Origin of the sequence: Vibrio sp. V01_P9A10T6, from assembly GCF_963877065.1 — a bacterium.
Lineage (GTDB): Bacteria > Pseudomonadota > Gammaproteobacteria > Enterobacterales > Vibrionaceae > Vibrio > Vibrio anguillarum.
This window is the reverse complement of sequence record NZ_CAWNTB010000211.1, coordinates 16,836-28,671: the sequence shown is the minus strand read 5'-3', so window position 1 is coordinate 28,671 and position 11,836 is coordinate 16,836. Positions and strand designations below refer to the sequence as shown.

General features: G+C 43.7%; 9 protein-coding genes. 4 read left to right on the top strand and 5 right to left on the bottom strand.

Translation table 11 applies throughout. The annotated features are described in order from the left end of the window. The 3 genes from AACQ21_RS16415 to AACQ21_RS16405 all read left to right on the top strand — a co-directional run bounded on the left by AACQ21_RS16415 (position 1) and on the right by AACQ21_RS16405 (position 3,878). Positions 1 to 300: an STAS domain-containing protein gene (locus AACQ21_RS16415; protein ID WP_094163515.1), complete on the top strand. Its 300-nt coding sequence runs from the start codon at positions 1 to 3 to the stop codon at positions 298 to 300. An 18-nt stretch (positions 301 to 318) separates the two neighbouring features. After that, on the top strand, positions 319 to 2,019 hold the full coding sequence (locus AACQ21_RS16410; RefSeq protein ID WP_105977649.1) for an ATP-binding SpoIIE family protein phosphatase: 1,701 nt from the start codon (positions 319 to 321) through the stop codon (positions 2,017 to 2,019). Positions 2,020 to 2,201: 182 nt separating this feature from the next. Next, positions 2,202 to 3,878, top strand: coding sequence for a DUF342 domain-containing protein (locus tag AACQ21_RS16405; RefSeq protein WP_105977648.1), 1,677 nt, complete (start codon positions 2,202 to 2,204; stop codon positions 3,876 to 3,878). An 81-nt stretch (positions 3,879 to 3,959) separates the two neighbouring features. Here the strand turns inward: AACQ21_RS16405 and AACQ21_RS16400 are convergent, their stop codons facing one another. From AACQ21_RS16400 to AACQ21_RS16385, 4 genes are read right to left on the bottom strand one after another with little or no spacing between them, the layout of a single operon-like run. Further along, the gene (locus AACQ21_RS16400; RefSeq protein ID WP_013868207.1) at positions 3,960 to 6,074 is read right to left on the bottom strand and encodes a type I secretion system permease/ATPase; all 2,115 of its coding nucleotides are present in this window, start codon (positions 6,072 to 6,074) and stop codon (positions 3,960 to 3,962) included. Positions 6,075 to 6,089: 15 nt separating this feature from the next. Then, positions 6,090 to 8,000: a bifunctional diguanylate cyclase/phosphodiesterase gene (locus tag AACQ21_RS16395; protein WP_105977647.1), complete on the bottom strand. Its 1,911-nt coding sequence runs from the start codon at positions 7,998 to 8,000 to the stop codon at positions 6,090 to 6,092. A gap of 5 nt (positions 8,001 to 8,005) precedes the next feature. Continuing rightward, positions 8,006 to 8,668 (bottom strand): transglutaminase-like cysteine peptidase, encoded by a 663-nt coding sequence (locus AACQ21_RS16390; RefSeq protein WP_026027195.1) that lies wholly within the window; start codon positions 8,666 to 8,668, stop codon positions 8,006 to 8,008. A gap of 44 nt (positions 8,669 to 8,712) precedes the next feature. Next, positions 8,713 to 10,104, bottom strand: a complete 1,392-nt coding sequence (locus tag AACQ21_RS16385) for an HlyD family type I secretion periplasmic adaptor subunit (protein WP_017046873.1) — start codon at positions 10,102 to 10,104, stop codon at positions 8,713 to 8,715. A gap of 297 nt (positions 10,105 to 10,401) precedes the next feature. Here AACQ21_RS16385 and pdxH point away from each other — a divergent pair, with 297 nt between their 5' ends. Next, entirely contained in the window at positions 10,402 to 11,037 is a 636-nt protein-coding gene (pdxH, locus tag AACQ21_RS16380) for a pyridoxamine 5'-phosphate oxidase (protein WP_013868203.1), read from the top strand. Positions 11,038 to 11,076: 39 nt separating this feature from the next. Here pdxH and AACQ21_RS16375 read toward each other — a convergent pair whose 3' ends face one another. After that, complete coding sequence (locus AACQ21_RS16375) at positions 11,077 to 11,793, bottom strand: helix-turn-helix transcriptional regulator (RefSeq protein ID WP_017046874.1); 717 nt, start codon at positions 11,791 to 11,793, stop codon at positions 11,077 to 11,079. Positions 11,794 to 11,836: the final 43 nt, after the last annotated feature.

Here is an 11,836-nt window from a genome sequence, read left to right as displayed (position 1 = left end):
ATGAGTATAGAAACTGAAATAGATAGCAATGCGAAACACATTACTATCGCGATTGAGGGTGCTTTTGGCTTTAACCTAGTTAAAGAATTTCGTAATAGTTATTCACCCTATCGAGGTTTTAGATTCACCATTGATTTACGCAAGGTGGACTATATTGACAGTGCTGGTCTTGGAATGCTGCTCAATATGCAGAAATATCTTGAGCAAAGTGATGGCATGATCCGAATTACCAATACCTTACCCCAAATAAGGAAAATCTTACTGATTTCTCGATTTGATAAAAAATTTAGTATCGAATAATGCTTAAGGAGTGAGCCGATGCGCGTAACGATTGTTGATGACCATAAATCAAATAGAGAGCTCTGTCGGTTTATTTTATCGCCTATTGTTGAGCACATAGATACCTTCGAAAATGGCGCTGATGCTGTTGAGGCGATGCTCGTCATGGACGTCTTACCCGACGTTATTTTGTTGGATGTGATGATGCCAGTTAAAGATGGTTTCACCACCGCAAAAGAGATCCGCGACTCTTTTCCAAATCACCATATCCCCATTATATTTTTGACCGTGCTTGATGATCATGATTCGTTTGAACGTTGCTTATCGCTGGGCGATGATTTTATTCTTAAACCAGTAGAGCGAAGCGTACTGCTCGCTAAAGTGCAGGCTCATTACCGTATTGTGAAAATGCATAATGAAGTCACTCAACAGCGAGATAAACTCAATTATTTCAACGAACAAGTACAATATGACTATGCCATCGCCGAATCCATTTTCACCAACTTAATGGAGGAGATGAGTGCAAAAGTCAGCAATATCTATGGCATCAGTTATATCTCCACACCTTCGACCATTTTTAATGGTGATCTCATCATTGTGGCGAACCGACCCTATGGTGGCGTCTACATCATGATCGCCGATGCCACTGGGCATGGATTACCTGCCGCGATTTCAACGATCCCTGCTACGCGTACTTTTTTTTCAATGGCTGAAAAAGGGATGTCGCTTGGCGAAATGGTCGCAGAACTTAATAGTGCGCTAGTAAAGTTTTTGCCTGTTGGCATGATGCTTGCCGCCAGTGTATTTGAGATACGAGCCAACGGCTTCGAGGTTTCGTGGTGGGGAGGTGGTTTGCCTGATGGTTATTTACTGGATGAAGAGAGCAACATCGTTCGTCGTCTCGTTTCCACACATATGCCGTTGGGAGTTCTGGATGCTGATGAATTTGAAGTAAATTTAGTTCATCTCAAATTAAAACCTAACCAAACTATCCTCTGTTATACAGACGGTATTACCGAAGCGATGAATGAAAACGGGGAGCAATTTGGCCAGTTGCGACTCGAACAAGTTTTGCAACGGAACGGTAAGACTCAGATTTCAGATTTGTACGATGAAGTGTGCCAGTTTTCCAATCGTGGCCATGGTGATGATCTCTCAATTCTTTCAATGACATTTCCAATTACCAATAATAATGAAATATTAGCGTCGCAAAAAAAACAGTTTCTTAGCCATATACCAATGCAAAGCCATCTCTTTTTTCCTGCTTCAATTCTTAAAAAGATTTCAATTATGGTCGAGATGCGTAACATTGTTCGCGGTTTTATCAGTGGTGGTGAGCATCTTGACCTCGTTTGCTCTGTATTGTCAGAACTGTTTGCCAATGCCATTGAGCATGGGTTATTAAAACTTAATTCTTCACTAAAAGATGACCCAGATGGATTTCTCACTTTTTACCAACGACGTGAAGAGTGTATGGATGAGTTAGATGAATCGTTATGGATTAAACTAGACATTGATTATGACCCAACGGTGGGACAATTGAGCTTTTCACTTGAGCATAATGGCGAAGGCTTTGATTACCAACATACGGTTGCAGACGGCAACTGTACACACGGTCGAGGGATTATGTTGGTCTCTAAATTGTGTGAGTCATTGGAATATTCAAAAGATGGTTGCACTGTTAAGGTGACTTACGCCTTTAACAGTAAACATGATTTTCCGATATTGTCTGAATACTGAACAGATTATTTACACTGTAAAATTCCGCGTAACTCATTCTTTCGTTTATTTTTAGGTTATGTGGTTCGTTTCGTCGTGACTAAGTGATGTAGCCCTTAATTTGGTTGCCTAAAGATTTAGTCCATACTGTAAATTGTATACACTGCCATACGAACGGAATCTAACCATATGGGTTAAGTAGTATGTGGAAACGCTTAATTTCGCTTTCAGAGGACAAAAAACAAGTCATTGCCCAGCTGCCTGGGACGGAGTCCATCGACAAAAATTTTGACCAAGCAGGCTTGAAAGAAGCATTGTTTGAGTTATCTGCATCGACATTTTTCTTAAATGAAACTGAAGTTACCCGCTTTATCAACTGTGCAAAAGAGGGGAAGGGTGAAGCATTCTCTGGAATCACCATTGCAGAGAAGAAGAACGCTTCGGTTGAGATTGAATTTAGTGATCGAGATATGTTAGCCAGCATGGTCGTGACGGGTGCATACGGGGGCAGAGCATTGCGCGGTAGTGAGTTGGTGTATGCATTGGCTCATTCCCATGTGACAAAAGGCATCAACAAACTGGCTTTAAAGAAAGTGTTAATGGTAAGTAATACCTTGAAGCCAGGGGAAGTATACACTCAACCTGTTGCGCAGGGGCGCGAACCCATTCAAGGTAAAGACGCACAATTTATTCCTTTGGTTGAGGATGTCAGTAAGCGCGTGTTAGCACCGACCAAAAAGCAAGGACAGAATAAAATTGATATGCGCAACTTAGGTGAAACCATCACTGTTGGTCAAGATGATGAAGTGATGCGTCGAATTCCTGCAACAAAAGGAACGCCAGGCTATACCGTGCAGGGAAAAGTGCTGGATCCTAAACCAGGTAAAGACTCGGCCTTAGTTGCAGGAAAGGGGTCTTACATCTCACCCAATGACCCGAATGTGCTACTGGCCAGTCAAGCGGGCATGCCTATCCTGAAAAGTAAAACGGTTGATGTCGATAACGCTTTATGTTTAAACAACGTCAGTGTAGCAACTGGCCACGTGAAATTTAAAGGATGTGTTGTCATCACGGGCGATGTCGAGCCTGGGATGATCGTGAGAGCGACGGGCTCAATCACCATCGGTGGGTTTGTTGAGTCTGCTGATGTTCAAGCCCAAGGTAATATTGATGTTGGTAAAGGCATTATTGGCCATACGGTGTTTGATGATGAAGCAAGAACGTGCATTATCAAATCAGGAGGCTCTATCACGGCTAACTATGCTCAATTTAGCGAACTGCAAGCGGCAGATGACATCAATTTAGCGGTTCACAGCATGAGCAATGAATTACGCTGTGGCAATGATCTAAAAGTATTAGATAGTAAAGAGAAGCAAGGCACACTCAGCGGTGGTCACGCGAAAGTTGGTGGTAAGATCGTTTGCTTCAATCTAGGCGTTGAAGGCGATACTGCCACGGCTGTGCAGGCTTTTGCTCGTTATGCTGTGTATAAAGAACGGGTCGCGAAACACAAAGAACATTATAAACAAGCGCAAGAAGCGACGATGGAAGTGATCCGCCGTGAGATTGAATTTAAGAAAAAGCCTAAAGCGGAACGCTCGGAAGAGGAACTGCTAAAAATTGATGAATTTAAGAAACAGACTAATGATCGTTTAGAAAAAGCAAAATTGGCGTTGGATATGCTGGGAGAGGAGTTTGAGCAATTGCTCGAAATGAATACGATCGAAGTCAAAAATAAAGTTTATACCCATGTTTCGGTGCAATTTGATGATGAGCGGATCATCACCAAGCGGGCTCATGGCGCTAGTATCTTCTCATTTAACCAGTATGAGATTAAATGTGCTTCGATGCTTGAAGATGAAGATGTCGGAGGGATCTAACATCCTTATCTCAGAGTGCTAAGCAAAAAACGAGGCATTTTGCCTCGTTTTTTGCTGATCATGTTATTTCTAGTAAGGTGGCTATTGCACTGATCTCACTTTGCCCTGTTTGAGATCGTTTAACACCATCGATTTAGGACCATCGGCAATGACACAGCCTTTCTCCATCACAATGACGCGATCAACCACATCGAGCATTGACGTTTTATGAGTAATTAATATTAACGTCTCACTTGGTGTCAATTGAGACAGTTGATGTTTGATGTGCATTTCAGAGCGATTGTCCATGGCGCTGGTGGGCTCATCAAGTAGCAAAACGGGTGGGCGTCCGAGCAGTGCACGAGCAATGGCTACCGCTTGCCTCTGACCACCAGACAACAACAAGCCGCCTTCACCCACTTGTCGTTCTAACCCTGCTGGATCTTGCTGTGTGAACGCGGTAACTCCCGCTCGGTTGGCAGCATCCATCACATCTCTATCATCAACTAATGGACGCCCGAGCGTAATGTTATCGCGAATTGAACCGTAAAATAGGTTGCTGTCTTGAGGTACGCAACCAATATTACGTCTCACATCAATGTGATGCAGTTGCGCGATATCAGTGTCATCAATACGAACATTCCCCTCGGTCGGTTGATATAACCCCATAATAAGGCGCTCTAAGGTGGTCTTCCCTGAGCCGATGCGGCCTATGATCGCTACTTTTTCACCCGGATGAATCGTTATACTTAAGTCACGTATTGATGCAACAGGCGCATTAGGGTAGTGAAAAGTGATTTTGTCTAGCTCAATTTTACCTTGCACAATCGGACGATGAATATAGCGTTTACCTTCTTCTTGCTCATCGGGCATTTGCATCACTTGCTCAATGATTTTTAAGGACGATTTGGCTTGGTTGTAGCGTGTTGAAAGTAATGATAGTTGCACCATTGGGCCAATCGCACGGCCGCTGAGCATGGTTGCGGCGATGAGCCCACCCATGGTTAAATCGCCGTTGGATATCAGATAGACGCCTAAGATGATCATGCCAACGTTCGCGGCTTGCTGAACAAAGCCGGCAGTATTTTGAATACCATCAGTAATTCGACGGCTTTTAATGTTCCAGTTCGCCATGTGCGCAACCGCTTCTTCCCAGCGATATTGAAACTGACTTTGAGCGCCAAAGAGTTTCACTGTTTCAAGCCCAGCTAAACTTTCAATCAGGTTGGCGTATTTTTGTGATGCCAGTCGAGAGCCCTCTTCAATCGCCCGTCGTAGAGGTGCTTGGATGAGCAGAGAATAGATAGCAATGATCAGTACACCAGCGATAGGTACCAGCACTAAGCTGCCCGCCATTAGCCAGATCAGCACTAAAAAGAGCAGTGCAAATGGCAGGTCAATCAATGATGAGATGGTTGCTGAGGTAAAGAATTCTCGTATGGATTCGAACTCTTGTAAATGTCGCGCAAACGCGCCGACAGAAGGAGGACGAGACTCCATTCTGATCCCCATCACTTTACTAAAGAGCTTAGAAGAGATCAGAATGTCAGATTTTTTGCCCGCCACATCAATAAAATAACTGCGAAGTAGTTTGAGCAGCAGATCGAATAAGAAGATCACAAAAATCCCGCTCGCTAATACCCACAAGGTTTCAAACGCAAGGTTAGGCACGACTTTGTCATACACTAAACGGCTGAACATTGGTGCCGCAATGGCAAATAAATTGATTAAAATGGAAGCGATCAACACATCGCGATAAATGTGCTTTGACTGCCATAATGTACCCCAAAACCAGTGGCCATCACGGGTCTTTAATATTTCTGGTGAGCGCTCGTCATAGCGAAACTGTTTTTTCACCATGAAGTAGCGGCCAATATAGCGTTCAGTCAGTTCCTCTAAGGGAATAGCTACGGGGATTAGACCAGACTCCGCAGTGACGACCTCAGCTTCTTGATTCGCTTCGTTGATGCTGCTGAGCACACAGGCTTCACCGCCTTTTAAAATTAAGATAACGGGGAAAACCAATTTTGGGATTTGATCCAATGCTGAGCGATTTTCCTTGGCGATTAACCCCGCTCTTTCGGCTGCTCGAGGAAAGAGAAAAGGCGTCAGTTTGCCATCTGATAAAGGTAGGCCGTTGATCAGTGCTTCTGGGGAATTCGCCAATCCATAATAACGACTCACATAGATAAGCGAATTGAGTAGCGTGTCTTGCATTACATCTGACCTTTTTTATTTATCCACAATAAAGCCTTGGAAGACTTCTATAAAATGCTCGGAAAGGAAATCAAGTTGAGTTTGCGTTTCTACCCTTGACGCAATTGTGGTGATTCCTAAATTGTGTGCTGTGCGAGAAATCGACGTTAAGGTGAACTTTTGCTTTTCATCGTCGAGATGGTGAGTAAATAGATAATCGAGTTTCACGTATTTTGGACGGTACTCGTTGATGTAGTCTAATGATTGGAAATTCCGGCCATAGTTATCGACACCAAAGTCTGCACCTGCGGCTCTTATGGCATTACAAAACAGCGCCGTATGGTGAGGGGAGTTGAGGAATGCGTTTTCCGGTATTTCAAAGTGTAGGTTCTCACAGATAGAGCGATGCTTCGCCAGAGTCTGAGTGACCCAACGAATAAAACTGGGTTGAGAAAGGCTGCTTTGAGCGATATTAATGGCTAATGGTTCGGCTATCTCTCCCGTTTCGAGCTTGCGAATCATCGTTTCAATAACATATTCATCAAAAATATGGCTGGCATTGAGTTGGTCGAGTGCAAATAAGTATTGGTTAGCGCTGTAGCGTTTGCCATCGTGCTCAATCGCTGAAAAAACTTCGCGGTGGAAAGTTTGTCCCCAGCTATTATTGGCTGACTGTAAACGGAAACTGAACCAATCGTTATGGATAGCTTCTTCAACCAATGCTTTCCATTGCTGTTTACCCATCACAGTTTGTTTGGTTTCACTGCTGACAAAGCCGTAAATCAGCTCTGGATTTGCAGTTGCAATGGCTAACGCGTTGTCGAGCAAGGAAAGTAACTGCGTTGAAGATTTTGGTTCTTTATTATGAACAACACCTAAAGAGACTTTGGCTGATGCCATGCCAGTCGGGTCGGCTAGAGTGTCTTGCACAAAATTCATAATACTATCGGCGATGATTTTGAGTTCACTCTCTTCCATGTTGGGCAAAATAAAGCCAAACTCTTCGGTAGAAATGCGTGCCAGAGTCACATCAGGTGAAGTAATCGACACTTTTAGATGCTCAGCCAAATGGCGCACCATACCATCGCCTGCTTCATAACCCTTTTCTTCGTAAAGCTCTTTGATAAACTCTGCTTGCAAAATAGCAGCGCCACCTATGGCACTTTCTGATAGCCAACTACTGAGTTGACTCATGTAATAGGCGCGGTTGCCAAGTTGAGAAACTGGGTCAATATAAGCACGCTCACGCAGTTGCTGCGCTTCTTGCGCCTGAGCTTTGAACGCTTTTTCAACCTGCGCTGACATGCTATTGATACCATCAACTACATAAATCAGATCTTTGGTCGCTGGCCGCGGTAGCGGTTCACCAAAATGGTTGCGTGCGACTTGCTCCATTTTTTCGACAATCATCTGTAGCGGGCGTAAAGCGCGCTTCAGAATGAAAGCGATGGCGGCAAGGCCAATCACAAAAATAGCGCTAAACGCGATAAGTAGCCGAATCAGCGCCTTCCATAATTGCGCATAGGCCTCGCCAGGGTGGCTGACAATTTCGACTTCAGCAAGCTGCATCCAACCACTGGTTACAACGCGTTGATCATGGATCGGTGCAAACAGGTGTAAATTGGTAAACCATTGCGGAACGTTATTGGGTTTTACAGGGTAAGATCGCAGAATCTCTTCGTCATCGTCTAGAAAAATCAATCGTACGACTGAGTAAGAGCTGCCATCAAACAAGGCATTGATAACCGACTCAACCGCAATCTTATCTTTCTTCTCCAAATAAGGTGCCAGCGCCAAACCGACGGTGTTGATGGTGTTGTTGACTTCAGAGCGCTGCTGCTGCTCTAAGTTGTTGCGGGTCGTATTGAATTCAATAATAAAGACTGAAGTCATCAGCATAATGAAGACGGCAATCATTCCCGCGACAAGTTGTTTATATAGCGTCATATTACTTACTCATCGTAACTTACAATTGGTTTATTCAATTTTAGCGAGCGTTCCCGTTCACGTAAGTCATTCCAAAGACTTAATCGTGAAGAGTCTCCTGCAAGCTGGCCATTTTTGGATTTCATTAGCCATAAATTTTTACCGTTAAAGCTGTAGATCGGTAACAGATCACGGCGTGTTGATGCTGGCTTAATCTCAGGGTTTATATTGTCTAAAATTAAGGGCTCGGCATTGGGTGTTGAATAGTACGCAAGAACCATATGAAACTGATTTAATTCAATGGCTTTAACATACACGAGGCGCAACTTTTTATCATCGATACCCAGTTCAAGCAGGGAGAAGTACTTCGCAATTGTGAAATCTTCGCAATCCCCTGCGTTGCTTCCTAGAAACTCAAGTGGTGTTGCCCAGTAGTCATTTTTTCCCCATAAATCGATATCATTAACAAAGTACAGCTGATTGAAAAATCGATTTATTTCGGTCAATTTGTCACGTTCGGGAGCATTTTGGTGTTTGGCAATTTCTTTGCGCCATGTTTCGACGCGTTTCCCTGCTCTTGTGCCATAGGTAAGCGCGACCGCATCGACCCACTGCTGCTCTTTGGTGTTGAGCGCTTGGGGGGATGAGGGCATAAATAGCAATAAAACCAGTGGCAGCCAAAACTTCATCAAAAACCGTCAATCATGGATATATTAAAAAGCATAAGTGAACCTTACTCCCTTAGCGCATTTTTTTGTGCACTGAGTATGGGCTTTAGTAGATAATCCATCACGGTTCGTTTACCCGTAATAATATCAACAGAGGCCGTCATTCCTGAGATGATAGGCAGGTTAGCATCATGCCCTAAGCTGGTTTGATTGGTCCTTACTCGGACTAAATAATAGCTTTTGCCTTCTTCATCTTGAGTGGTGTCGGCACTGATATGCTCAAGTGTCCCTTCCAAGCCGCCATATTTGGTGAAATCATAGGCGCTGAATTTTACGATGGCGGGCAACTCTGGTCTTAAGAAGGCGATGTCTTGTGGGGCAATTTGCGCTTCAACAAGCAAGGTATCCTCTGTTGGGACTACTTCAACAATATCCATACCGGGCTGGATAACACCGCCAACAGTGTTGACGTAAAGCGTCTTAATTGTTCCTGTCACAGGCGATAGTACAACAGTGCGATTTACCTTATCTTCAAGCCCAACGGCTGATTCTGTGATTGCTGAAAGTCTATCTTGGGCTTCGTTCAGTTTGTCTTGCTGCTGTGAGCGAAACTTTTGAGCCGCATCAATACGGTTGAGCACCGCTTCGCGAATCGCTGATTTTAATACTGGGATGTTAAGCTCGCTGGTGGTCATTTCACGGCGAGTATCGTTTACTTGGCGCTGTAGTTTCAGCAGCTCAATTCGTGGCACGACACCTTCGTCTGCTAAAGGTCTAGTGATCTCAAGTTCTTTATTCGCAAAATCATAACTTTGGCGCAAATTTTTCACGCGCGCTTGTATTTCAACCAACTCTTGTAGTTTCTGTTTGACTTGTTGATCTAAAAGAGAAAGTTGGTTGCGTAAGTTATTAAGATCTTGCCGGTAGGCGGCCCTTTGTCTATTAACTAAATCGGGTTGGTTGTCTGTTAACAGCGGTGGAAAGGCGAGTTTGTTATAGTCAATTTTGACGCTATTTTGCCAGTTGTCATCATCAATTTCTTCGTTAATCATCACGCTAGTAATGGAAGCGGATAGCTGTAGAACACTGGCGGTAAGGTTAGCGACTTGTTGTTCACGTTCGCGGTAGTCTGAGCGGAAACGAGTGTCATCAATTAATAACAGTTGTTGGCCTTTTTGCACTCGTTCACCTTCGCGAACCAATATCTGTTTGACTAAGCCTCCTTCCAAGTTTTGAACCACTTGAACTTGCGATGACGGAACGACTTTGCCTTGTCCAACTGTCACTTTGTCGACCTGTGCCCATGAGGCCCAGACGATGGCTAAGAGAAAAAAACAGACCATAACCCAGAGCATCACGCGTGCACTGTTGGGCGTGTTCAGTAGCAGAGCCGCCGTTTTGTCGTCTACGTACTCCAATTCTGTCGAAGAGAGTTTGTTATAACTCTTGTTGCTCATCGCTTATCCTTTGCGCCTAATCGTAGTGTATTTCCCTTTTCTACTTAAAGCTGTAGAGGGAGGCTACAACTGTAAGTTGTTTGGGTATAGTTGCTTGATTTTATTACTTGTCTAGCAAAATGTTAAGGATTTGCCACTCATCATGAGATTACTATTCACCATTTGAATTGATTGTACTTCCTATTGCGTACGTTCTACAGAGTTTAGCTGTGAATTACTGATTTTGTTGAACCTTAGCACTCTTGAGTTATGACGATGATAGGCGCACAATCGTCAAAAATTTCATAAGGAGCAGAGATGGAACTTTCAGACATCCGCCGCGAATACATAAAAGGCGGTTTAAGACGCAAAGATTTGCTTTCAAATCCCATTGAGCAGTTTAACCTTTGGCTGCAACAGGCCATTGATGCCGGTCTTACCGATCCCACAGCGATGACAGTGGCAACGGTTGATGAAAATGGACAACCTTTCCAACGTATAGTGCTATTAAAAAATGTCGAAAAAGACAGTTTTGTTTTCTACACCAATTTAGGCAGTCGCAAAGCACAGCATATTGAACACAACAATAAAGTCAGCTTGCACTTTCCTTGGCACCCATTAGAGAGACAAGTGCACATCACAGGAACGGCTGAAAAATTGTCGGCTTTTGAAAACATGAAATATTTTACTTCTCGTCCTAAAGATAGCCAAATTGCCGCGATAGCGAGCCGCCAGAGCAGCCGTATCTCAGCTCGTGGTATTTTGGAAGGTAAATACTTGGAGTTAAAAAAGAAATTTGAACAAGGTGAGATCCCAGTTCCGAGTTTTTGGGGAGGATATCGCGTTAAAGTTGAATCGATAGAATTTTGGCAAGGTGGTGAGCATCGTTTGCATGATCGCTTCTTGTTTACGCAACATGATCAACAATGGGACGCTGAACGTTTAGCACCATAAGGCCTACTTGTTAAAAGTCAGTCGCAATGAATGCCTCATTTATATGGGGCATTCACTATTGAGTACCACGGATAATTGCGTTTTGAGCAAGGTCTTGGGGATGTTTGAGCCATAACCTTGGTCTAGAGCCATATCGATAAGTTGCTCTTTACTGTGGGCTGCAAATTTATGTCGCAATTTTGCTTCATAGCCTTCCACTGTTTTTATCGAAATCTTCATTACCCGAGCAATGTGTTTGGGCTTTTTTCCATAAAGCAGAAGAAAAAGAACCTCAGATTCTCTTGTGGTTAGGGGCCCGGAAATGGGCTCTAGAACACCTGTGGAATGCTGTGTGGTCGTTAAACCTGTTGCCCGACATATCCAATGGCCTACTTCCAAAATCGCGGTATCAGTTAGCTCTTGCCCGAAAAAAATTGTACCTTGAACCTCACCTTGTGCGTTGAACCATGGGGTTTTGGTGAAAATATGAGCGCGCCAAGAACCGTCAGCATAGGGGTGGATATCCAGCACTTTTAACGGTTTTTTTGTGGAGATTACACATCGATCTTGTTGCTGGAATTCTGCGGCGCAAGCGGTTGTCGGGCTTGGCATTTCAAAGTCAGTTAATCCAATGCACTGTTTTGCATCACTAACACCAATTAATTTGCCATAAGCATTGTTTGCGTAAACAAAAACCGAATTAAGATCTTTGCAACCCCAATATCCCGGAAGCTGTTGAAACAATGAAATTTGTTCTGCGCTGAGGAAATTGACCATAGCGGGTTCTCCTAACAATGATATTGATATAATACCAATGGCA

Excerpts from the sequence above, each read along its gene's own strand:
- AACQ21_RS16410 (WP_105977649.1), top strand. The coding sequence starts at position 319 with ATGCGCGTAACGATTGTTGATGACCATAAATCAAATAGAGAGCTCTGT.
- pdxH (WP_013868203.1), top strand. The coding sequence starts at position 10,402 with ATGGAACTTTCAGACATCCGCCGCGAATACATAAAAGGCGGTTTAAGA.
- AACQ21_RS16390 (WP_026027195.1), bottom strand. The coding sequence starts at position 8,668 with ATGAAGTTTTGGCTGCCACTGGTTTTATTGCTATTTATGCCCTCATCC.
- AACQ21_RS16400 (WP_013868207.1), bottom strand. The coding sequence starts at position 6,074 with ATGCAAGACACGCTACTCAATTCGCTTATCTATGTGAGTCGTTATTAT.
- AACQ21_RS16395 (WP_105977647.1), bottom strand. The coding sequence starts at position 8,000 with ATGACGCTATATAAACAACTTGTCGCGGGAATGATTGCCGTCTTCATT.
- AACQ21_RS16405 (WP_105977648.1), top strand. The coding sequence starts at position 2,202 with ATGTGGAAACGCTTAATTTCGCTTTCAGAGGACAAAAAACAAGTCATT.
- AACQ21_RS16415 (WP_094163515.1), top strand. The coding sequence starts at position 1 with ATGAGTATAGAAACTGAAATAGATAGCAATGCGAAACACATTACTATC.
- AACQ21_RS16375 (WP_017046874.1), bottom strand. The coding sequence starts at position 11,793 with ATGGTCAATTTCCTCAGCGCAGAACAAATTTCATTGTTTCAACAGCTT.
- AACQ21_RS16385 (WP_017046873.1), bottom strand. The coding sequence starts at position 10,104 with ATGAGCAACAAGAGTTATAACAAACTCTCTTCGACAGAATTGGAGTAC.